Annotated in this window: 19 protein-coding genes; 5 read left to right on the plus strand and 14 right to left on the minus strand. The window is 46.6% G+C overall.

The annotated features are described in order from the left end of the window. Positions 1-148: 148 nt before the first annotated feature. On the plus strand, positions 149-1,012 hold the full coding sequence (locus tag V144x_RS00200) for a metallophosphoesterase family protein (RefSeq protein ID WP_144979607.1): 864 nt from the start codon (positions 149-151) through the stop codon (positions 1,010-1,012). A 72-nt stretch (positions 1,013-1,084) separates the two neighbouring features. Here the strand turns inward: V144x_RS00200 and V144x_RS00205 are convergent, their stop codons facing one another. Further along, complete coding sequence (locus V144x_RS00205; RefSeq protein ID WP_197998690.1) at positions 1,085-2,791, minus strand: RNA polymerase sigma factor; 1,707 nt, start codon at positions 2,789-2,791, stop codon at positions 1,085-1,087. A gap of 348 nt (positions 2,792-3,139) precedes the next feature. On the opposite strand from V144x_RS00205, the gene V144x_RS00210 reads away from it, so the two are divergent. The 4 genes from V144x_RS00210 to V144x_RS00225 all read left to right on the plus strand — a co-directional run bounded on the left by V144x_RS00210 (position 3,140) and on the right by V144x_RS00225 (position 6,221). After that, entirely contained in the window at positions 3,140-3,502 is a 363-nt protein-coding gene (locus V144x_RS00210) for a PadR family transcriptional regulator (protein ID WP_144979613.1), read from the plus strand. Continuing rightward, on the plus strand, positions 3,499-3,744 hold the full coding sequence (locus tag V144x_RS00215) for a hypothetical protein (RefSeq protein WP_144979616.1): 246 nt from the start codon (positions 3,499-3,501) through the stop codon (positions 3,742-3,744). Before V144x_RS00210 ends, V144x_RS00215 begins: the two co-directional genes overlap by 4 nt. Positions 3,745-3,852: 108 nt before the next feature. Further along, the gene (locus V144x_RS00220; protein WP_144979619.1) at positions 3,853-5,724 is read left to right on the plus strand and encodes a DUF1700 domain-containing protein; all 1,872 of its coding nucleotides are present in this window, start codon (positions 3,853-3,855) and stop codon (positions 5,722-5,724) included. A 212-nt stretch (positions 5,725-5,936) separates the two neighbouring features. Beyond that, entirely contained in the window at positions 5,937-6,221 is a 285-nt protein-coding gene (locus V144x_RS00225; protein ID WP_144979622.1) for an antibiotic biosynthesis monooxygenase family protein, read from the plus strand. Between the two features lie 94 nt (positions 6,222-6,315). Here the strand turns inward: V144x_RS00225 and V144x_RS00230 are convergent, their stop codons facing one another. The 13 genes from V144x_RS00230 to V144x_RS00290 all read right to left on the minus strand — a co-directional run bounded on the left by V144x_RS00230 (position 6,316) and on the right by V144x_RS00290 (position 23,691). Beyond that, complete coding sequence (locus V144x_RS00230) at positions 6,316-7,506, minus strand: ARPP-2 domain-containing protein (protein ID WP_144979625.1); 1,191 nt, start codon at positions 7,504-7,506, stop codon at positions 6,316-6,318. Continuing rightward, positions 7,496-8,965, minus strand: a complete 1,470-nt coding sequence (locus tag V144x_RS00235) for a hypothetical protein (RefSeq protein ID WP_197998691.1) — start codon at positions 8,963-8,965, stop codon at positions 7,496-7,498. The genes V144x_RS00230 and V144x_RS00235 overlap by 11 nt, the downstream gene beginning before the upstream one ends. Before the next feature lie 242 nt (positions 8,966-9,207). Further along, positions 9,208-10,413 carry an aminotransferase class I/II-fold pyridoxal phosphate-dependent enzyme gene (locus V144x_RS00240; protein ID WP_144979628.1) on the minus strand — a complete coding sequence of 402 codons (1,206 nt, stop codon included), beginning with the start codon at positions 10,411-10,413 and terminating at the stop codon, positions 9,208-9,210. A gap of 67 nt (positions 10,414-10,480) precedes the next feature. After that, complete coding sequence (locus V144x_RS00245; RefSeq protein ID WP_144979631.1) at positions 10,481-11,071, minus strand: D-arabinono-1,4-lactone oxidase; 591 nt, start codon at positions 11,069-11,071, stop codon at positions 10,481-10,483. Positions 11,072-11,517: 446 nt separating this feature from the next. Beyond that, positions 11,518-12,627: a hypothetical protein gene (locus V144x_RS00250; RefSeq protein WP_144979635.1), complete on the minus strand. Its 1,110-nt coding sequence runs from the start codon at positions 12,625-12,627 to the stop codon at positions 11,518-11,520. Between the two features lie 671 nt (positions 12,628-13,298). Further along, on the minus strand, positions 13,299-16,580 hold the full coding sequence (locus V144x_RS00255) for a M56 family metallopeptidase (RefSeq protein WP_144979638.1): 3,282 nt from the start codon (positions 16,578-16,580) through the stop codon (positions 13,299-13,301). Between the two features lie 14 nt (positions 16,581-16,594). After that, the gene (locus V144x_RS00260; protein WP_144979641.1) at positions 16,595-16,996 is read right to left on the minus strand and encodes a BlaI/MecI/CopY family transcriptional regulator; all 402 of its coding nucleotides are present in this window, start codon (positions 16,994-16,996) and stop codon (positions 16,595-16,597) included. Positions 16,997-17,185: 189 nt separating this feature from the next. After that, on the minus strand, positions 17,186-18,286 hold the full coding sequence (locus V144x_RS00265) for a DUF1559 domain-containing protein (RefSeq protein ID WP_144979644.1): 1,101 nt from the start codon (positions 18,284-18,286) through the stop codon (positions 17,186-17,188). Positions 18,287-18,313: 27 nt separating this feature from the next. Continuing rightward, positions 18,314-19,402, minus strand: coding sequence for a DUF1559 domain-containing protein (locus V144x_RS00270; protein ID WP_144979647.1), 1,089 nt, complete (start codon positions 19,400-19,402; stop codon positions 18,314-18,316). Next, complete coding sequence (locus V144x_RS00275; RefSeq protein ID WP_144979650.1) at positions 19,392-20,090, minus strand: hypothetical protein; 699 nt, start codon at positions 20,088-20,090, stop codon at positions 19,392-19,394. The genes V144x_RS00270 and V144x_RS00275 overlap by 11 nt, the downstream gene beginning before the upstream one ends. 284 nt (positions 20,091-20,374) lie before the next feature. Beyond that, on the minus strand, positions 20,375-21,922 hold the full coding sequence (locus V144x_RS00280; protein WP_144979653.1) for a hypothetical protein: 1,548 nt from the start codon (positions 21,920-21,922) through the stop codon (positions 20,375-20,377). 214 nt (positions 21,923-22,136) lie between these two features. After that, entirely contained in the window at positions 22,137-22,580 is a 444-nt protein-coding gene (locus V144x_RS00285) for a hypothetical protein (protein ID WP_144979656.1), read from the minus strand. Positions 22,581-22,695: 115 nt separating this feature from the next. Next, a complete protein-coding gene (locus V144x_RS00290; protein WP_144979659.1) occupies positions 22,696-23,691 on the minus strand; it encodes a DUF1559 domain-containing protein in 996 nt (331 codons plus the stop codon). Positions 23,692-24,186 lie beyond the last annotated feature (495 nt).

Below are 24,186 nucleotides of genomic sequence, written 5' to 3' on the forward strand. Positions count from 1 at the left end.
GTGTATCGCGCAACGTGATATTATGATGGAGTGGCATATTGAGTTGTTTTCCTTTAATCGTCTGCCCTTAGAGACTCCCCCCTGATTCACGAACTGAGCGACAATAGACATTGGTCGGCAGTTTTATTTCCACCGAGGTTTGACATCGATGAAACTGAAGACCGTACTATTCGAATTGTTGTTACTGCTCCTGATCGGTTCATCTGCCAGCGCTCAAAATCAACCAGAGCCTGAAGTTCAAGCCAACACAGAAGTCACCTTCTATGTTATGGGAGACGTACCCTACAAACCGCATGAAGATGCACGGCTTCCTCAACAGATTGCCGCCATTCCGAAAGATGCCGAGTTTGTGGTTCACCTGGGCGACATTAAAGGGGGGAGTGCTCCTTGTGACGAAGCCGTTTATAACAAAGTGTTTGGCATGCTAAGCCAGTCTGTTGTGCCGGTATTTATCATTCCCGGGGATAATGAGTGGAACGACTGCACACATCCGGAGCAAGCCTGGAAGCTTTGGGAAAAATATTTTATGCGATTTGATCGTCGCTGGCAGCATTCCCTGCCTGTTTTCCGACAACTGAAACGCGAAGAGAACTTTTCATTTGTGAAAAGTAATGTCCTGTTTATCGGATTGAATATCGTCGGTGGCCGCGTTCATGATCCAAAAGAGTGGAAACAACGACACGTAGACAACCTCGATTGGGTCCGTCGTAACCTGCGTCGCTTCGGTGCGGATGTGAATAGTCTGGTTATTTTTGGACATGCTAAGCCGATTGCAGTTCACAACGATTTTTTTGGCCCCTTCAGTGAAATAGCGAACGGTTTCAAAAAACCGATTCTTTACATTCACGGCGACGGACATGTTTGGATCTATGATCGGCCCTTTAAAGCGAAGAACATTTTGCGAGTCGAAGTCGATCAGGGCGGCATTGCTCCGCCACTGCAGGTCACCGTTACGAATGACAAAACGATGCCGTTCCAATTTGATCGACGCAACGGTAAGCCTTTGAAATAACAGTCGCCCCAAAGAAATCTGACAATCGTTTTAATAAACAAGCTTGTGTCGGTTCTCATTATTCGGAGTTCATTAAAAAAATGATCCTTCACCGAAGTACCAGGCGATGATAAACATCACAACTGCAAGGATTCCAGCACCAATTCCGATTTTGCCAATCATTTTGAATGCGATTGCTTTTGACTCTTTCTTCTTGAATACTTGATCTTCGTGAATCTGGCACAACGTATCGATCGCCAATTCTAGTTTTCCAGAGTCAAACTGACGTAATGAAAACTCCAAAGCTTCTTGTACTTTTTCTGTAAGCATCGCTGGAGTACTTTCGTTCTTTGTTAATTCTTTGATTGCTTTTGCATCCTTCGCATGCATAAATGCTTCGCAATGTCCTTGTTGGTCGATAACAACTCGCGATGAATAGAATTGCGATGGTATCCACTCTTGAAGTATGCGTGGCTTGGCATGAGGTAGAAAGAGCTCTAAATGCCGATTAGTCAATTGGTAGTCGCGAATCAACCAGTGACTCCCAAGGAATTTCGCGAATTGTTCCAGCTTTGATCGGCTGAATTCATGTTGATCATCCATTTTCGTTTCAATGATCGACAATCCATCCGTGGCAGCCCTCAGAAACAAATTATAATCCATTCGAAAAGGCATTGAGTCACTTGCTCGATAAAGCACCAGATTGGCTAAAGTCATCGCCGCAAGGAATGTGACGAAATGGAATTGGAAAAAGCCAATGAGAAAAAAAGCGAGTAGCTGAAGCGCTGGAACGATTACTTGTGCCTGAGCATATTCGGAGCGGTTGACTTTCAATAGTTGAAGTCCTTGCCACACTCCAAACAGACACAATAAGCAGAGCAATTGAAATAAAGTATGGAAACTGAAACCTTGTAGAATCATGAGAGCAACGACAAGATTGATAATGATAAATAGCAGAAAGACATTCAGAGGATGTTGCAATATAATTTTTCGTCGAAAGTCGTGCTCTTTGCCATCTTGATAAGTTTCCGCCTGCCGTTTGGAGTAATGGTACATGAGGAAAAAGAAAGGTATCGAAGAGAGTAAATTCAACCATGCAAATGCACCGAGTTTTGTCAGATACCCTGAGGTCTTTCCAAGTGTGGCAAGTTTTGTAGTGGCACCCAGTGGGGCTGCTGTTGGAAGACCACTCATGACCAGAGGCACGAGGCTGTGCGCAGGAGTGAGATCATCGAGTGTATTGCCCATTCGTTTTTCAAGTTCCCCGCGCAATGCTTTCCGGGCACGACTCAAACGGGTCTTGACTGCCGATTCGCTTAGTGCAAGCGTCGCCGAGAGTTCCTTGATATTGCGGCCTTCAAGATAAAACAGTGTTAAAATTTGTCGATGATCGTTTTTAAGATCACCAAATGTTTCGCGTAGTTCATGTTTAAGATCGGGAAGTTCGTTAGAACTGTTTTCTTCTTTTTCAGCAGGGAGCAGGTCCCAGCGATCGCTGTTGCTGAGTTCCTTGGATCGTTTCCTGCCCAGCGACACGCTAATATTTCGCGCGATTTGTGCTAGCCAGGGACGAAACTTATTCGTATCGCGCAATGTGGCCAGATAACAGTAGGCTTTGACGAATGTCTGCTGAGCGGCCTCCTCAGCCAAATCCCTATTGCCTAGTTGACTCCAGGCAACACCATAAACCATTTTTTGGTACCGCTCTACAAGTTCCGCGAAACGACTCTGTTCGCCACCAAGAATTGCGACGACAAGTGTAGAATCAGAATCTGCTGGTATGTCTGAGGAAGCGTGCATGAGGGTACTCGTCATAAAAATAAATGGTGCCTATAGCTTATGACGCGATAATTCGAAAAGGTTACCGAAAAAATTCCGGACTTTGGTAATTTCACTTAATTAACAAGGTAAGACATCAAATTTCTACTTGTTATTGTAGTGAACGTTAACCACCGAACCACTGTAACCCTCTACCAGTTAGTAGTTCTGACGCAGTCTGTCGCTCACTGTTTACTTTTCTTGATGTGCGGAATGGAAGGTTCGATTTTCGATACAGCAGCCAAAGAAACCTTGACTTACATACTATGTCACACATAGTATTGTGATAGACGAGTGATTGGTTGATAAGATCTGTTGAAAGGAACTGCGATGCGTGTCGAACGAGAATTGATGAGAGGCGCCGGTCCGGTAGCTGTTCTGAAACTGCTCGAAGAGAGTGCGAAATACGGCTATGAACTCGTGGAAGCCCTGTCAGAACAGACGGGCGGCGTGCTTGATATGGGACAATCGACACTCTATCCGCTACTTTATAACCTGCAGTCTCAAGGGTTGATCCGCCCCAGTTGGCAGGAATCGGACAGTGGCCGCAAGCGGAAGTATTACTCACTCACAGCAAAAGGCAAGAAGCGTTTGGCAAGTGATACCGCCCAGTGGATGGCTGTGGCAACCGCGATGCAGAGCCTGGGAGTTCTACCGACTGCACCACCGAGGTTAAGAGGAGGTGAGGTATGAAGACTCCTCAATCTCGATGGAAGAAAATGTTGCGCACACCGGTCTCGCATCTTCTGCGCGGGCGGATTACTGGCCCACAAAACCCGCTAGAAAAACTGGATACTTCATCATTTTCCCACAGTCTGGTGGAAGCGATTCGCGCTGTTACACAACAATTGAGTGGGCACTTTCAAATAAAGGTCACTCGGCAGCTCGTGAACTCATGCAGAACACTCCTGCAAGAAGGCTGTGATGAGAGGTAACTGATTGAACAACTTAGTGAACCGGAATGCATAGCTTCACTCATTCGAGTGACGCGAAAAACAGATTGGGTTCTGAATTCTCCACTTCCAGCCAGCTTGTGGCCGACCGTGAAAACTATAGTCGGGCAAAGTCGAGTTCAAACGGGTGCTGCTCGGAAAATGCTCAGTCGTGTTTGTCGGAGCCTGCGATGGCAGTTGGATGCTGGTTCGACTCCGGAAGAACTGGCGTCAAAATACGGCAACACAATTGCGATGGGTGGATTAATCTACGAAACGCAATCGCTGGAGTTGCTACAAGATTATAATCTACCTGAGAGTCTTACTTCTGTCGTGCGCAATGTGGTGCACCGGACGCATCTTTGGCCTGATGAGAAATTAGACACAGCACGGGAATTAAGTGCACATTTTGCGGATGGCCTGGAGAAAGGTAGCACACCGGAAGAACTGATTAAGTTGTTCGGCTCACCGAAGACAGCAGCGCGACTGATTCGCCGGGCCTCTCTCAGAAATCGCCCCTTCGCTTGGCGAGCGACGAGAAGGATAAGGCAGGCAACGATTTTTCTCATGGTTGTTTTAATACCGTCGTGGATAGTTCTCAATATGAGATTCATGCGCGCTATACCAACCGTCAAGTTCGATTTGGTCCAGGAGATTGATGATCAGAGCCGCGCGATTCCCAAGCAGGAACGCGCATGGCCCCTCTATCGTCAAGGTCTGGTAGAATTGAATCCTGATGTGAAGAAAAATTATTCTCCAATCCAAGATGGATTGAACAAGGGGCCTAAGAGTAAGCATTGGACTGAAGCGAAAGCATTTCTGGCAAAGCATTCGGACATACTGACGATCTTCCTCGAAGCAACAAGTCGCCCTAAATTGGGATTTATTAATCGCGATCCGGGAAATAGCGTCTGGTTGCTGAGTTACCATCACGATAAATGGTTTGACTTAAATCCACCTAGTCTGACTGAAACTGGTTTTAGCATTCTTATACCACAGATGCAGGACCTGGGCTCTTATGTCTTGCCGATGTTAACCGGAGCACTTCACCTCGCGGTTGAGCAAGGAGACAGTGATCGTTATTTGCAACTTCTGCGCGCACGACTCAGATTAGCGGAACATTATAGACAGATTGGCCCCTTTCCATTCTGTCAGATCAACGCCAACGGTATCACTGGCCACATGGCACAAGAGGTTGGAAAGCTGGTCATTGAACATCCTGACCTTTTCGATGAGGAACAGCTCGCAATGCTCCTTCAGAGCCTGGCTGACGCACAGATAAGAAAGCCCGATTTCCGGCAAGATGAAAGAATTTTTATCAACGACTTTTTGCAAAAAACTTATACTGATGATGGAACAGGAAACGGTCGGTTCACTCCACATGGTTTCCAGCTTCTAGAGGGTTTGGCAGAACATTCGAAACAGAGCCGGTCTTTGTTTGCGTCGACATTTGCTGTTCCCGCTGATCCCAGGGAACAGCAAACTCATGTGACACAGGCTAATACTTTTCATCTGTTAGCAGCTCCCGTGGCAACAATGATTGCAGGCAGAAAAGAGATGCAGGCCGAACTGATCCATTTGAATAAATTGCTGTGGAAGCAACGAACAAATGCGCTCACTGCCGACCCTTCGGTTGATTCTGAATACATCACTGAATATCGGCGGCTCTTGGATTCACCAAGCCTGCGACTGAAGTATCTACCGGCATTGATTATGATGCCAAATGAGGAGGCACCGACCTTCTGGTCACAGACACCCAGACATCAGGTTCAACGTGATGCGGCTCTGATCATGATCGCGGCAGAACGCTATCGACAACAGCATGGACAATTTCCGAAAACGGCAGAAGAACTGGTTCCTGCGTTTCTACCTGCGGTGCCAATCGATCCCTACACCAACAAGCCGCTACGTTATTCCATCAAAGAGGGACATCCGATGATTAACTCTTTCGGACTTAATTCTCTTGAAGAAGAAGTGCACTGAGTATATTAGAGAGTGATTCACCTGTCACTGCGCAAGTTTGTTGTCAGAGAAGTCATTTCATCGTGCCAAGATTTGCCAAGATGTTCTCTTGCAGTACAGCAGTACCAGCCATGATCAATTCCCACTCGGTACTGTTGCGTCCTTATTAGTCGTACATTACTATTGGCCAACCACTCTCATCAACCATAAGTTTTACAGGAGGTACTTGAGCCATGATTACTGTCGGCATGAACTATCACGTCATTGAGGGCAAGCAACAATCATTCGAAGACAAATTTGCTGGCGTGATTGATGCGTTAAAAGCAGCCGAAGGTCATGACAGTTCGACTTTGTGGAAAGATGTCAGCGATGGCGCCTCGTATTTGATCACCAGCGAATGGTCCGATGAGCAAGCCTTTAAAGACTTCATCCAAAGCGACGCCTTCCGCGCCGTCACCAACTGGGGAAAAGAAGAGATTCTCTCTGGCCGCCCACAGCACAAAGTTTACAAGCATTAGGGTTCGGGGTATTCCGCTACAGACGATGTCGTTAGCGAAATATTTTACGCTCCGGTTTCCTCAATATAGTTAAATGGTTTGCAACCTATTTTTCCTATCGCTTTTCGCTGCGCGCTTTCTCCAGTACATGTTGGTGCAGCAGGTAACCGAAGCCGGCGTTTTCCAGACGGAAAATGAATTCGTTTCTGGTACAGTTAAGTTCCTTTGCACAGGCTTCGAGAGACCAGTTAGTGTTTGCCAGTTGCATTAGCAGGTAAGCGCGAAGACATTGTGCTGCTGACAACCGATAGGATTTTAAATACTCCAGCGTACCATTTTTTCTGACGATGGCCTCGCCAATATGGTTTTCTGCTTTCGGATTCAACTCCGTCATAAAACGGTGTAGCTGAAAGGGACCCATATTGTAAACCATCTCCGAGCGAACGGGGCACTCCAGCAGATTGTTCGACATCAGAGAATGCAATTTTGACCAGTCAGAGCGCACACGAGTCACTTCCGCGCGCAGATCTTTCAGCGAATGAACGGCATTGGGATCAATCGAATCCGGAAGAATCGTGTTTTCCTGCGCGTACAAACCGTAGTAATAAAGTAATTCACCATAGTCATCGGTCAGAAGTGTTGCATGTAACGCACGATAGTCATCTGGATGAGGTACGATAAATGCTGAAGCCAGTGCATCGGCGACAAAAACCAGTGAGCCCACTTGCGTAGAATGGATTTCAAAAACTCGTAATGCGTCTTCCAGCCCTTTAATCCATCGACCTGGGATAGAGCTTTCGCTACGCGGACTCAATCCATCACGGATGGCTGCCCGCGAATACTCCTCCCATGCAACATCCGGGCCGCCAAAATGCAGAGAGAGGAATCCTTCCATAGAAACATCCATCGGCAGGAATCGCAGACGATTTTTGTCTTCGCGCGCTCGCATTTTTTTCATCACTCGGGCGGTCATAAATCCAAGATCATGGACTTTGCCGTCACTCGTTTTTGTCGACTTGTTTGAACGAACTTGCGTACCATAGGCGACCGCTGGCGATCCGTCGTTGGACCAGTCTGCGATGAAGGCGTGTGGGATATAGGAATAATAGGCAGTATTACTGCTGAGCTGTACTGCTGCCAGATCTTCATCGTAAGATCGCCTGGTCAGACGCAAATCTTCGCGTACGTCTTTGCGCAGCACAGGTACCAGCCGCACGCCACCAAACACTTGAGAGGGTGCTAAAGTGAGGCCTTTGAGAGCGATGTTCTCCAATCGTGGTTTTGATTTTGAATGGTTATGTCTCATCTGAATTTAACATCCTGTTCACGCGAATGGCGAGATACTGTTCCAGATCAGCCAACGTTGCTGTTCCGGCAGTGAATCTGGCAAACCCGAGCATCGTCGGAATATCTTCCGCATCGCGCAGGCCGACCGTGGCGATGGTAGGTCCCAATCGACGTGGGGCGAAATGATCGGCATCAAAGACCGGATTCATGTGAACGATTTCAGGTGTGCTTTCTTTACCAATTTGTTCTCGATAAATCTGCGCGACCTGATCTACAATCATGGGCGGATCATTTTCGTAGCCATCGGAGACAATGACGATCAAATCGGGTTGCCACTCCAGGGCATCAATCAATGGATTCGCCAGTGTCGTCTGTCCTGCCGGTTGGGTTAAGAATTCAAACGCATCGTTGTCGATGGATGGAGTCCAGAACGCCCGATATTCGGTAGCCGCTCCGCGCAGCAGGTAACTGGATGCGAGTGCCACGGCCAGAGGACGGTTCCGCTTTTCACGACTGCCCATCGTTGATCGACTACGGTCGAATACTGCGGCAACTCGGTTGAGTGACAAAGGTGATCGGGCAAGTGTCTGCTGTGTAGCCCGCTCAAATGCGGCATGCAGTTCATCGGCTCGTTCGAGACGTTCGTTTTTGTGCAATGACAACACATACAACGCAAGTCGAGTCAGTGATGCACGGCCCAAATCGAAGTCCAGTTTTGCTCCTTTAGTGCGCGCAGCCGAGCTTTGGTAACGCAGCTTTTCCGCTGCTGTCATCTTGTGTTCGATCTTTCGCAGGAACACATCGCGGGGGACATCGTGCTTTTGAGCAAGTGATTCCGCAACGGTAAACGGTAGTTCGTAAATCGCAGTCGCACTGTAGTGTGCCTGGCGATACTTGTCCAACAGTGGTGTCTGATACTTGTTATGCTTTTTGAGATCGAACAGAAACATTCCCAGCTCGTCATCAAGTTTTGTGTGTGCGTGAGCCGACGCAGCCCGATATTTGTTGCGATACTTGATCGCATCGAAAGCTGGTTCGCTTCGCCATTCTAAATAACGTTTGATAACGGCGCGGGTTCGTCGATTGTTCACGTGATTTTTCTGTAAGCGTTCAAAAAGTGCATAAACCCGGTTAGCCGGTAGTGCGCGCAGTGCAGCGGCAATCAATGCTCCCTCTTCAGAGCGCTGAGTAAGATCAGCTGGAGAACCTGCCTGCAGCAGATTGAAGATAATCTGTAGCTGATTAAAATGATTGATCCCCGCGGCAATCGTGCGAGCGTAGAGGCGTCGGTAATTGATCATCACATATTGATGTAGAAATTCAATCGAGACCGACGTTTTATACTGGTCCGTGTAATACTCATTCTGACGCGTCGCGGCAAAACAGGCATTCACAAACATTACCAGGTCTTCGCGCTCACAATGTTCGCGAAGCTGTTTTTTGTCGTCATTCAGTGATTCCGGAATTCGATGTGTCACAGCAGAACTTATAACCAGAAGAAGAAAAGTCCGTTCGGGGAATACAAGCAGCGATAGGCTGTTAAGCTTCATAAACTCACGCGGAAATCACTCCAAAGTCCCACGAACGGATATAAGAGTATCGCTAACTAAATCGTCTATAACAAGCCTTCTTTGAAAGACAATTTTGCGGAAACAAAGTTCGCACTCGATTTCAATAGAGATTTTTTTCTTGAAATGGCGTTTGATGAAGATGGTTTTATTTAAGAGGATTTTGCAGTGAAGTCAATTATCAACTTACACATCCGGTTGATTGTTGCGTCAGTCATTTCGGGGTAGCAAGGGAGAAACACAGTTCGACTCAACAGTTCCGTTGCCGTGGGACTGCTGAGTTCTGGACGATCAGAAGGTGGCGAGACAATCTCCATTCGTCCTCGCTGTGTCGTGTCAAAGCCATGCTCCTTTAAGAATTTGATGAGTGCTTCAGGTCGATCAGTGATATAGGGGAACAACCAGAAAGAGTGTTGGCTGTAGAGTAGTTCCGGTTGTAAGTTCTCGAGTCCCAGCTTTGCGATGATAAGTTGCGCGTGTTTGATACGTCGAGCGATGCGTTGAGAATCGTAGGTTTCCAGGCGACGTTTTAGTAATCTGAGAGTTCCGATATTTGGTTGCTTTCGTAACTGAAGTAACAGACTATCACCAGAGAAGCCGCGCGTCATTCCGCCGAGAATGTCATCGACACTGTTTCCAAATTGTTTGCCAAAGTTAACGATGACACCAAACAGAATTCTAGTAGAAATGATTTTGAGAAAAGTAATCTTGAAACAATGCAATGCCAACTTCCTGGCAGGACTTACAGGCTCTTGGCTTTGAATGTCGCGCATCCGTGTCAGAAATTTCAAGTCTTTCACGCGGCAGAGCGCGCCTCCCAATGCGGTGGCTGTTTTAATGGTTCCGAAGCTGAACAGACTGGCGTCTGCCTGTTCATTACCCCGCCAATGTGGTTCACACCAGGCTTGTGCGCAGTCTTCAACTACAAACAAATTGTGCTCGTGAGCAAAGTCCAGCACTTCCTGCATGTCGGGACGCGCACCAAACAGATGAGCGACTACTAGAATTCGCGACTTGGTAGTGACTGCTTGCTGCAAAGAAGCCATGTCAATGTGGTAGTCGCTGCCACAGACATCGACGGGCACAGGAACAAGGCCATGCGCTTCTGCAATTTGCGGCATATCTCGAATTGTGACGGCAGAGAACAGAACCTCCGATCCTTCAGGTAGCGCGAGCGCCTGAAGCAACAGGTCAAATCCGCTGCGGACGGAGAGACAAGCCAAAGTGTCATATCGTTGCTCTGACCAGAACGATTCCAACTGTTGCTGTGTTGTTTCTCTCTTGTCAGGCGCGATCGAGCCGAAGAATCCATAACATAAATCTCGCCACCCGATGTCAAGCCTTAACCGTATCCACATTTCTTTACCTTACTCAGGCCGGACAACTCTGCATTGATGATCAAAGTGAAACTCATCGCTTCTCACTCTACTCCGCAGAATCAGGAAGTCTACCATATTTGAGATAAAATTGATTCTGAAACAATTCCTGAGGATCGTAAGTTCTCTTTAATGTAAAGAACTGTTTCGCTTGAGGGTAGGCAATGTGAAACTGTTCGGTCGTCGCATGCAGTCTGTAGGGAAGGTAGTACCGACCACCTGCCTGGAGCACTGCATCAATGAGTTCTACGGTCATGGCTTGCATCTGAGTATCACCTTCCTCTGACCGCGGTTGATGAAACAGCATGACAAATGCAAACAGGGGCTGGTCAGCATAACGTAGAAACGTGTCTTCGTCTGTATCAATACTACCAATGGTGACGTTTAACAAGTCTTGCTTGTGGCGTGGAACGATCGTGCGAAGATCTTCGACAAACGGGACAAGACCTTGTCGCGGTACAAAGTACTCATGCAGGATGTCTGTATAATCAGCGGAGCGATTCTCGAAGACTTCCACTCCTTCGTTAAGCAGTTGATTTCTTGAAAAGTATCGTTGAATCAAGCGCGGCTGCAGTTTTGTCTTGGCATCCCAACGTAGTTTTTTTCCATAGGCACTGTCGGTAGAGCCTCGAAACAGGATGGCATTTGGCGTTGAGTCCTGACGACCTACATCAACTGGACCTCAAGAATGCTACATTCCTGGCACTCAACTGCAAGCCGACCGTCTCTTAGTCGCTCACTCGTTCCAGCAGGCAAGGATCATCACCGTCTTATTCAGGCGTCGTACATTGCTCGACAATTGTGGCATAAACTGAAACAATTCTCTCAGTCATCCGGTGTTGCGCCATCATTCGCGTGGTCGGGCGCGCTGATAATACAAGCCAATGTTGATCTGTTGTTGAACGTGCATGTAGGGTCAAAAAACTCAGCCGACATGTATAATTGCATAACTATTCGGTACTTGCTCCTCGTCTAATTTACGGATCTCGGTTGTTTGAGGTTCCACGAACCCATACCAATTCTGGGATTTCGATTTAATCACCGTTATGCGGCGATTCGTAATTCGACTTTTTTGAGTCACGGCTGCTACAATCGATTCACCATATCTATCGCGATCCAGCCTTTACGCCCTTTGTTGAGTATCCAGTATCCTGAGTTGCCGGATGTGTCTCCGTCGTTGATATTACTGGGGACAAATCTTGGATCATTTTGATAAAAATCGCTTGCGAAAGCCGAGCAGTTTTTGGCGACATTGATTGTTCCATCGAAGACTTCCAGTTCTCCCAATCCACCACCAAGCCCCACAAATCTTGTAATATCAACGCGGATCTGATCGAAACGCACATCCGGCGGGTGCACTATTCGAGAGGATGGTGCATCAGACTTCCAGGGAACCTGTACGACCTGGCGCCAGACTGATTTTCCACTGTACAGCAGAGCCACTCTACAGGTAATAGTTCCATAGTTGAAATGAGGTCCATTATGCTGGTTCCAGATTACAATTTTGTTGGCTATTAAAGGGATTTGCTGCAAGCGTTTGTCAAAATTCAATCGCATCGCGAGTGTTAAATTAGGACGTGCCAGGAGATACCAGTACCGTCCGCGCAACTGACAGGCTTTACGAAACGGTCCCATCGTTCCGTCAGCCAGTTTCCACCAGACATCAGCCAATTTCACACGTTCAGAGTGATCCACGGGCCGTTTCAGATCAGTGCGGGCAGTCCGTTGAATCGTGACATTTTTCGCCCGAGAAAGTAGCTGCAGGCCTATTCCCCAGTCCCCTTTTACGGCACAATAAAATATGCCAACCTGTTCGTTCGCCTGGGGATCCTTTGGATTTTTTTTGAGAGTTTCATAATATTTCCGAACATTGTCAAATTCCAGTTTCAGTCGATTCACTTCTTTTTTGACAACCAGAACTTCCTCAAGAAGAATTCGGTTTTTGACTCTCACCGCTAAAGCATGCTTCTTGGACAGCCGTTTTTCTGCCAGATCATAATCATCCTTTTTCATTGCCTGATAAATTTCAGCAAATTCTACAGAGACGTCAACATCAAACGGATCGGTCTGAGACTGCGTTTGTGCGGCGATTTCTGGTAGGCAAAGAAAAAGTGCAAAAGACATCACCAGTATCTCTGCAGACAATCGAAACAGAGCATGTTTATCAGTAGATTGAGTTTCATCGGACGCAGACATCAGCGAGCCATTCTTTCATCAGGACAATTTAGTTTGAGTAAATTTGTAATCAGTTAATGAATCTGTTTTCGCTTCCCCGATTTTGACAAAAATGAAAATGATAGAGTGTCCTTAAATGCTAATGAATAAAGCGCACAAAAGTCAATTCTCCTGTGTTAAGAATCACTACTGCTCAGAAGTTTCAACGCAGATATCCAGTAATTCGACCCAAAACGCGGACTCTATATGTGTGCATAGAAGCCATAAGTATTCACGGATTCATCGGGAAACAGAAAACTCTGGTCAGAAAGGCTCTTGGAGTGTTAGATAAAACCAATATTAAAACGGATACTGTGTCTCTGCGGAAAACTCATACCTTTTCGTGAAATCGAGAACTTCCAGACGAAGTTAAGAAATTGTCACGGGATGAAATCTAAGTAATTTCACACATCGGTGGCTTGGTAAAATCATTTAAGCGGAAAGTGGCTTGAAGTGGCCGGGAACGAGGTTTCAATTGTTCAACCATACGCTTCGTAGTGCGCGATGCCTGACATTTTTGTGACCGCTGATAGTGAATCGCAACATGCGACAGTTTTAGACAACTGAAATCCATTGACCTGATACATGGAAAACTCAGGAAAAGTATGAGAACCCATGAAAACAAGCCAATAATCCATCAGTCGAGACTATGATTAATCAAGCTTCACTTCGATGTCTCGCATTTCATATCGCTCTCCAGGTTGGAGGACGAACTCATGGGTTATATTAGGATGGCCATCGACAATCGTTACGTTCCGGTAGATTGCTCCGGGGATCAGTGCCGGAAAAGTCATTTCTCCCTTTGTGTTAGTTGTGTACGATGAAGGCGATCTATAATTGACGCGATCAAGATTAACCACGAGCCCTTCATCCGCAAGAATATCTCCGCGTTGAATTGCCTTCCAATCGTATTTGGGCTTACCAGGTGTAACAACCAGATACAAGCCGACTAGCATTTGGTTTGCAATTGGTTTTCCGTCCGGATCAACGAATCTTGCTTTGGCAGAGCTGCAGGGTTTGAGTACGATCTTTGGCGAAGGATTTTGTGTACTGATGATGGCTTTGGCTCCCAGCCGATTGTGAGGGTCGAGGAAAAAGACAGGATATTCTTCACCTTCACGAAGTCCATGGAGTTCAAACTTTCCGTTGATCGCTTCGTCAGGAAAACCACGCCATTCTGGTGATGATGGTTGTATTTTCAGTCGCGAGATTACATATGTGCGATTGGTGATAGGAATGCCTTTTTCATCTACAAGAGTACCGGCGACGGTTGCTCCTGACTGTAGCTTAATTTTTATTGGCTCCAGCATTTCTCCAATCACCGGATTGATTTTTTGAAAAGCGTGAGCATAGGTTCGCGTTCCACCCGGTCTTCCAGCGTTTAGTTCTTCCGAATCCACTTCTTGCAGGATGTAGTTTCTTTCGGCTGCATGCACGAGTAATGTACCCGGACCAGGTAACACGGGAATGCTGAACTTGCCTGCGGCGTCGGTTCTTTTAATGCCTTGCCATCCAGTGATCATCTTATCTGCCAGGTTTTTGTTATTGGCTCTGTCCGGGTAATACTGAATCGAAGCACCACGGAGCGGTTTTTCCGTCTCGGCATCCAAAATGGTGCCTTGTGCGAGCACCACTTTGTTGAGCTTGATCTCAATATTGTTCGATTCTGCTCCCGTGCTCCAGCGAATGTCTTTCAATTCTTGAGGTTGATAGGGGGCGCCTTCCGGCGGATAGGCGATGATGCCAAAACGGACTCCCGGTCTCGGATTCAACCGAAATCGTCCTGCATGATCTGTCTGACCTTCGATTGAGACCATTGAGCCCCAGCGTTCCTGCTGACTGGCCCACATCGTGATTCGTGCGTTTGCAGCAGGCTTCCCGCTGTCTCCAAGTAATACTCTTCCTTCAAAGAACTGAGCCGGTGCAAGCACAATGGTCCCGACTTCTCCCGGTTTGATGTTCTTGATAATAGGACGATAGGTTCCATCGTGTTTGCCACGTACTTCGGGCATACCAGAATTGAGGATCAGTGTCTGAGGCGCGAATTTCTCCGTGCCAGCGATCTTCAGGATGACTCTTTCCCTGGGATTGAAATTCATCAGTTTCAATAATCCTTGATCATCAGTCTTGAATGATCTAGACAAGTTGAGTGCTGTGACTGAATCCGTTGATGTAATCACAAATCCCCCAACTCGTTTTAACTTCTCATTCGGCAAATTAATCATGTCCACATCGACAACTGGTAACTGAGCCACGGGCTGCCCTTCGGGATCGACCAACCGCACTTGAATGAGTTGCGGTGGTTTAAGCTGAAGGTCTATAGTGGTTTGGCCATCGTCCAAATATAGTCGCTCCCAGCCGGTCCCTGAATTTTCTGTTCGAGCGGTGAGGTTCATGTACGTATAGATTTTCGATGAGTCACCATCCAACGACAGTTTGTATCGGCCAGTTTTGTCTGCGATCGTTTCTCCCAAAAGTTCCTTTGGTTGTAGCATATTGTCTACAGTTTTCGACCCAGAGACTACCACTATTGCACCTGCTGCCGGGGTCCCATTGGATTTTGTAATTGTGCCACGAATCATAATTTTGTTTGCTGATATATCGGATTTTGTCTTCGTTGATTCCATTTGATTTTTATCTTCCATTCGATTCTGCTTTGGGAGATCATTTGGTTTTGCTTTGTCTTCGTTCGTTGCTGAGTTGTTGTCAGTTTGTGCGACGGCTAACGTCATTGTTCCGAAGGCAATGATTGTGGTCATGAGCAATGACAGTGTGAGAACAAAAGTCATCCCTTTGATTGAAAGATGAACCATATGACTGCGTTTTTCATCAAGCAGTCCGGCTATACGATGTTCGAGCTTCCAGCGAGATGTGAACAAGCCGATGGCGCCTGGTAAATGATGTTCCGCTTGCGTCAGTTCGGCAAGTACGAGTAACGTTCGGCTATATGATGAAGCGTTCGTAGCAGCTAACACGTAGTTATCGCAAACTTCTTCACGTGCTTGAGCAAGTTGGTAGTTCACCGCTTTTACAAAAGGATGTAGCCAAAATAATGCGGCAACCAAGTTTTGCATCAGCAGAACGACTTGATCTCGTCGAACAATATGCGCTACTTCGTGAATGAAGAGATCTCGTAGCTGTTTGGGAGTGACTTGGTCAATGATCTGTTCTGGTAAAATCACTCGCGGCCGAATCAAACCAGTAGAAACCGGTCCTGATATGTGTTTAGACAGAACCAATTCTGGCATTCGGGTCAGTTGCAGCACTCGCCGCACTTCTTCATATGATTCTGTAAGAACAGGATTGGTGTTGGGCGTTGCCAAATGTAGGATTGTTCTGAGCCGATACCAACCCATTGAGAGTCGTATCAGGCAGACCACAGATCCAGAAAGCCAAATAAATAGCAATGCAGACGTAGCGATATGCAGAAAGTCTCTAATCGAAGCTGTTATCGTTTTTGGTGTCAGAAGAGCAACAGTTCCATCTGCTTGTGGTGAAGTCAGTTGATGTAACGATCCAGCGTGAAGTTTGCTTTCCAGTGCGCTGCGTTCTGTCAGATCGGGAATCTCGACAGCTACTTGCCCGGCGGTATCTTGTGTTTCTATGAATTTTTCGAACGAGTCATGTTGCCAGGAAAATGGTATTTCTGCTGGTGGCTCTGTTAAGGTAGCGTCAGAGGTGGAAGTGGACGTTTCACCGATGTTTGGTAGTATCAGTATGCTTTTTCCCGACAACTGCATGAAGACCGTAATCGCGGGGCTCAGTAGTACCAATATTAATGAAGAACACAAAAGGCCATATCGAACGACCGAGTTACGGCGCAGGAACATGGCCGTCACCAACACGATCCCCAATACCAAACTGACTTGCAGGAGAATATTGACTCCCCAAACCAGGATCTGGTCAGTGGGATTCCAGAAAGAGAGTAGAATCATGGTGATTTCCTCCGCTACTTGGAATTACGTTTCTGTTTTGTTTCCGCTTTGTCGATCATTGCTCGAATGCGTTCGATTTCTTCAGGCGAAATGTCTCTGTAGTCCAGCAACGCAGTGACCAGTTCTTCTGGTGAACCGGCAAAGAGACGGTCGACCATCTGCGAAACCTTGGCCCCGAGTGACACCGTTCGCGGTCGTTTTGCTGAGTAGACGAAGGTCCTTCCCTGCTCGCGGTGTTTCAGCCAGCCTTTTTCTTCGAGCCGTACAATCATGGTTTGTACAGTGTTGCGGGCCAGTTCGCGTTGTTTCGCTAGTGCGTCGCGTACTTCGCTAACGGTGACTTCACCGCGTTCCCACACGATTTCCATAATCTCCCGCTGCGATTCTGTCAGCGGTGAAGAATCTGCTTTCGCCATCTTGAACTCCTGAAAATTCTATTGCCTACAAAGTGTCGGCAAATTATGCCTACAAAACGTAGGTATGTCAAGGGGAGCTTTTAGATTCAAACGGAAGACGGCTTTGAGTCGGTAGAACTGAACTCATACATCAGTATTGTGAGACTGACGGAGAGCATAAACTGCGGTTGCTGAAGCCTTTTAACCAGGTCAAAATTCTCCGATGAGTTCTCCGCCGTTGGGAGTACTGAGTGCTTTTAGTACTTTAGGGTCGATCTTATCTGAAAGAAAGCGGGCGCTGCCATCAGAGAATAAAATGTTTGCACCTCCTTTATATGGTCCGCCAAATCCCTGCTGGCTCTGGTTGATGCCTAATGCCGGGTCGCGAAAGTTACGCGGATCTCCCCAGGGTTTAATGTTGGATTTGATTTCGCCTGCCAGGATCGTGTTTGATGCTCCATCTTTGATCTGGCTCAAACTGATTTTCGAATTATTGGATAACAACCGACTGTTGGCAGCATAATGGGTGGGTTGATATCCTTTGGAATTTTCTTTGTCGCTTTTTCCATTATCATATTGGAAGTGTAAACCCGGATTCATAAACATCGACAGCACTGTTTCAAAAGGCCTTCGATTCACTTCTGCATTCCAGGGTTGATTAAAATCGATCTCCTTATAAAGAATAGGTTGATCCAGATAAGGCAACATGTGAGAAATCCAACTGTGTTGTGGCTGCCCTATTTCATTAATAATTCCTCCGCTGGGAAGTTGGTTAAACGAGTCATGGTAATGATGCAATGCAAGACCAATCTGCTTGAGATTGTTCTTCGATGTACTATTCCTGGCAGCCTGACGCAAATCATGATTAATCAGAACGTCATCGGTGGTCGCCATCCAGTAAGCTTGATGTGTCATACTAATCACACAAATGCCACTCACCAACAACATCAACAACATGGCGACCAGGGTCAGTGTCCAGCGTTTTTGCCAGAGAATATCTGGCTGTGCAGATACCGTTTCAGTATGCGTCTGATGATTTCGCTGGTACCATTTTCGACATGCGAAGTGAATTCCCACTGTGAATACAATCAACGCGCCCAGAAACCAGGTTGTACGTTCCATAGAAATGGTTAAGCCTGATAACAATCGGCTCAGATGGCTTATCCAGCCTGCCAACAGATAAAATATAACTTTGAATGGCAATACAAGACCCAGGAAAAAAGTGAAGACACACAACACGAGAACGGCAATCAGATCTATCGTCTTATTAGGCTTCTCTGGTTCATTGGGGATACTGGATTGTGTGGTCATCGATCTGCCTGGTTTATTGAATGCATTTTAAAATTCATTTACAGTTTCACCGCCGGCGGGAGTACTGAGTGCCTTGAGCACTTCCGGGTCGATCTCCTCTGAAATAAAGCGGACGCTGCCATCGCCAATTAAAAAGTGTGCCCCGCCAGTGAATGGACTCCCAAACCCGTGTCGGCTTTGGTTAATGCCTAATGTCGGGTCGCGAAAGTTACGTGGATCGCCCCAGGGTTTGATATTCGATTGAATTTCGCCTGCCAGGATTGTGTTTGATGTGCCATCACTGATTTGTTTAAAATTCATGTTTGAATTCGCGTTTAACACCAGACTATTAGCGGCATAATGGGCTGGCTGGTATCCTTTGGCATTTTGTTCGTTCGTTTTTCCATTGTCAAAAAGAAATTTCATCCCGGGATTCTCTAATGCGGGTATTTTAGTCTCGAAGACTTTACGATTTGTCTCCGCGTCCCAAGATTGTTTGAAATCGATCTCATTATAGAGAGCAGTATGATCCAGATACGGTAACACTTGCGAAGTCCAGCTATGTAGCGGTTGGCCGGATTGACTAAAGATTCCACCATTGGGAAGTTGGTTGAACGTCTCATGATAGTTGTGCATTGCCAGACCAATCTGTTTGAGATTATTCTTGGACGTACTACGTCTGGCAGCACCGAATCCACTTTTGTAAATGAGAGCGTCGTCGCTGGTTACCAGCCAGGACGTCTGGTGGGCAATTCCCACAACGGCAAAGCCACCGGTAAAAGAGATACCAACTATAACGATCAACGCGAACGTCCAGCGCGTCTGCCAGTGTTTCGGAGAAACAGTTGTGTTATGAGTTTGCAAACGTCGGACAATAAAAGCACCCAGGAGTTGAATGACAACAGCCATCAAGATGAGTAGAACCAAAGCGCTCACAAGACCCGAAACGGAAACCGTCATTTGTGGAATCACGCGTTTTAAAAACGGGAACCAACCCAGAGAAAGATAGTAGAGGGATTGAAGGGGAAAGAGTATTCCGGCACACCCCAGTACAAATGCGAAAATCACACAAAGTGTCAACCAACCCACTATGGTGTACTTTTTCTGTTTTGGTGGTTCCCCGGGTTCATTTTCCATCTAGCAACTCCTTTGCTTTGTCTAGAGGGAGTGCCTTGATGGATCCATCAACGAACAAAACAAGCTGTTGCCCATCCTCATAGATAGCCTGTTCAAATGCGAGAGGTTTTGAGGTATCGCTTGGTTTTTGACCGTCGATGTATCCGTATTTCGCATTCATGTGACCGGGTTGAATCCAGAACTCTTCAGCAAAAGTCGCAGCTTCCGGATTTTCAGGCAGTGTACCTTGATGTGACGCCACATGCATGAACAGCGCAGAGCGTAAATCACTCAATTTTGCTCGACGTTCATCCAGCGAAAATTCAGGAGTTTCTACCTGTTTCGGTTCGGAATCGACCAGCTGATAAGTGCGCCCTGTTTTTTTCCAGGCACCAGGTGTTAATAGTTCACGGGCTCCTGAAATCATAGTCAGCACAAACAGGAACATGATTCCCCAGAGCACAGTTCCCGCCAAAGCTGCTTTGTAAGAGAGCACTGGCATTTTAGGAAAATCACGCGCCAATACATTCCAGAGCAGTTTAAATATCAAAGCACTTCCCAGAAGGATCAGCAGGAAAAACGAAATGCTCTCTAATCGCAGGGTGGCGGTTTCTGTCAGGTCCAGAGAGGCACTGGGCATTCCCGCTTGTGTCACTTGATTTGTTGAACAGAGAATGAAACTGGAAATCAAAAAAATACGAACTTGCATGGATATGTACTCCGCTTAAAAGAAGAGTGAATGAATACTCTCTATAATACACGAGTTTGTGTAGTACGCGAATCTAATATTCGTAATCCAAGTCGTTTCGTCACATCAGAAATGAAGGTTAGAAAGGGAACCTATTTTAGAGAGACCCAGGCCATATAAATTTGTGCGAAGATCTTCTGAGAAATCCAAGTTTCTCAAAAAAAAGACATTCTAATGTTAAACAGGTAAGGCATTAAGCGCAGCGATGGTGCGTAAATTATGGAAGCTTCAAATGAAATGACTCACTATTTCAGTCGCTTAATGATATCCTGGGCTCTGGTTTCAAAAATGGCCTGCCATTCGGGGGCCAGCATGCAGTCGCTGTCTTCCTGGGCGCCGCCCACATTTTTGAGTTGTGCGGCGGTGGGGGCGTAGTAGATGTAGCCGTTGGTGTAGCCGGCTACGAACGTATTTTCGTGTGGTGATTTTTTCTTGATGTTGAGGCCGATCCCGACAGTCAGTTCAGCCGGGAAGGTAATCATCCGGAAATCACCCACTTTGATGCCCAGCACTTCGACGTCCACCGTTTTCTTCTTAGCGGTGGTATTGCGAGCCTGATGTTTATTTAACAATCTCAAGTTGGTCTGACTGATGGAGAGTTTTTCCATCGTGTAGATGTTGCGAATGTATCGTTCCAGATTGGTGCGGTTTTCTGCATCGAGTTGCTTCAGATCATCGCGGCCCAGCTTTTCTTCCAGCAGATAGCGATGTGAATAATAGGAGGGAAAATCTTTGTGCAGATTGTATTTCACAACCAATGGAATAAAGGTTTTCAGGTTGAGACTGGTTCCCCCTAATGATTTCATCAATTTTTCCTGTTCGACTTTAATCGCGGCGATACGTTTCGCGTTATTGGAACGGGGTAATGCCAGTGTTTCGTTGATGACTTTCAAATCTCCTACATCAGTGCATTTGATTTTTCGTAGTGCCTTCAATGTGCTGAGGCCGAGCATATTTCCCAACGTTTCGGCATCACGGGGGTTGTCGACATCTTTATACATCACCGGGTTAATATCACCACCACAGCCTTGCACGAACAGGGCGATTGTGCCGTTGCTCAGATTGTCTTCAATCACTTGTGAAGCAAAGCCAGACATGTCGGCAGTGTTTCCCTTATTGGGAACGCCCTGTATAGGATGGCAGGCGAAGTTATACACAACGGCCAGAGTCTCTCCATTTTTTTTGTCGAGTTTTAAAATGCCGATTTCCGGATCAATGGGACCAACTTTGGCGACTTCTTCATCGGGCGGTAGTGAATAAGCATGACGCACGTCCGCTTCTTTGCCGCTTTTCAAGATGAGTCTGCGGTTCTCCATGACACGATCTTCATGTCCGGTACCTACGCCGACATTGACGGGTACCAGTTTTTTTGCGGCTTCTTTTACAGCTTGAACAGTCCGTTGCTCCACGTCAGCACAGACGACTCCATGACAGTGGCTGGCATTGATCATGACGTTGGCGGGTTTGATCTTGAGGTCTTTTTCCAGTTGAGTTCGCACATTGTCCAGATATTCGTTACGGATCGAACCAATTTCGGCGATGGCCACAGCGTCGACTGTTACGATCACGGCAGTGGTATCACCCTCTTTGATGACCAATGCTTTCACATACAAGGGGTCATTCACCAGTTTGACATCGCGATTCGTAATATCTACTTTCGCAGCTCCCGCCATCAGTTGGCCTGCGTAGGCAGTCGTTTGATGTAATGTACCGACGACAGTGAGCAAGAGCATGCAACCTGCCAGTTTGAAAATCGATCGAGTATTTGTTGAGTCAGCTAAGAGTGAGTTCATGGTGTTTGATCTTTGTATATCTGGTAATCGTTGTCGCGGAATATGTTGTACCTCAGACGGTGAAAAGATTTCTTATGATCGTTTCAGTTTACCTGAGGCAGTGATGTTCAAGCATCTGTTCTTTTGGAAAAAAGTCGGATAAAGATAAAACTTCCCAAGTGACGGTCGAGAATAGCTTGTGAGAATATCTATGGTCTGTGCCGGTGGTTGAACACTATTTTAAATCGAAATTATATTCGCTCTCGCCTTCTTTGACTTTCGCGGTGAGACCACTGGTTGCTTCGCCACGGTACTTTGCCGGCACACTGGTCAAGCCGCTTTTGGCCTGGGCTTTGGCAGGAGTGAAATCGCTGGGGGGCGTGATGAATAGTATGTAATCACCGACAGGAAGAGAACCTTCCAGGGTATAAGAACCATCTTCTTTCAAGTCTCCTCCAGCACCGACTCCGGTTTTAGCGGAATTAAAATTGATGCGACAATCGGCTAGCGGTTTTCCATTGAGCGTAATTTTTCCAGAGGCGGTACCCATTTTGGGGGTATCGGCATTACTGCCTGTACAGCCGGCGAAGGTAGTCAATGCGAATAGAGTGAGAAAGCAGGGTTTCCAGCAACAGAATCGGGTTAATGCAATATCAGAACTGCGAATCATAGGCAACATGTAAGCTTCTCCTGGTGGTTCATAACGTTAACATGAACACAGTCTCTAGTTTAAAAGCAGACACACACAATCGGTCGTTATCCGACTGTGTGTATCTGGGTTGAAACAACATCGTTTAGAACTCACCGACAACCAGTCCGTCATTCAATGTGCCCAATGAGAGCAGGGTCGTGAAATTGAGGTTATCCGAAATGAATCGCACCGCTCCATCAGCCAGCAGCACATGCACGCCTCCTACGTGATATGACGTTAGAGGACCGTTATTAAATCCTGCGCCCGTATAGGCAGGTGCAGTTTTGGGATTCGATGCATAGCGGATCGTAACGATTCCCCCACCTCCGTAACCATTGCCTCCGGAGGTTCCCGGGAATCTCATGCCGGACCAGCCACCGGATAAATTCTTTCGGCGGTCGTCTCCTGCAATAGAGCCAGAGTCTTCGCCCACGATAATTGTGTTTGATGTTCCATCGGTACAGTCTCGGATCCGCACGACGTTTCCGATTTGTAACATACCATTCTGAGCCATCGTTCCATAAAACGTATTAACCTGAGCCCTGGTATTGCTGGCCGCATCGAAAGGAACAATGGTCTCGCTAAACGCACCTCCGATACCCACGTAATCCATTGTCATTCCGACTTGCGAGCCGCTTGGAGTTGGATGCCGGCCTCCTACTGTTCCCACATAAAAAGAATCTAATGGACTGGAAGGGCATTTATACACATTCACGAATGCTTTATCTAACGCTTCATTGGATCCCGGTCCGGTTCCATATCCACCGCCACCGGTCCAGGTATTTGTTGTGTTGTAGCCGCGACCATCGGCGGGAGTCTGAGTCAGTTGATTGTAAAGGGGAGCCTGGTCGATGTATGGCAGGATGCATGATCTCCAGTTCGCTTGCCACATGTTGTATTGAGAACCGATCGGGAATGTCGTAAATGCATCATGGTAATTATGCATTGCCAAACCGATTTGTTTCATGTTGTTCTTGCAGGCACTCCGTCGCGCAGCTTCACGTGCTTGTTGAACGGCGGGAAGCAGTAATGCGATGAGAATGGCTATGATCGCTATCACAACCAGTAATTCTATCAATGTGAAAGCTTTACGCTTCATGAGGGATTTCCTTTTACTTAAGCTAAGAAAACAATTAATCGATTAAAAAATATATGGTCCACAAGCCGTTTTTAGAGCACATGGCTTGGAGAATTTTTTTGTTCGTCGCTGGTGAGCGATTGAGTTTGGTTTGTCCTATCTGGAAACCAGTTCTGGCCAAAGTTTTCGACGGTCATCTCTACTCGTATGGTATTCAGGAAGGGATTTGTGTTTTTGGTATTGAAAAGACAAACTCGATAAACCTCTAATTTACAAGTAGTTATCGAATCAGAAATGCCTTATCAGACCTAAATTCAGCACTATCGGACATTCTGCGAGTAAAGCTGGTATTATGACTTAAGGAATCGATGTCATATTTTTAACGTGGATGAGTCAAGGTCAGCGTGTTCAAAAAGTCACGTTCTGTTTTTAGATGTCCGCTGATCTGAGATCAGTAAGAAACTTGAAGCTTAATGAGAACGCGCTCGTGAAATATAAAAACCAAAATTTTCAAGC

Source organism: Gimesia aquarii (assembly GCF_007748195.1).
Classification (GTDB): Bacteria; Planctomycetota; Planctomycetia; order Planctomycetales; family Planctomycetaceae; genus Gimesia; species Gimesia aquarii.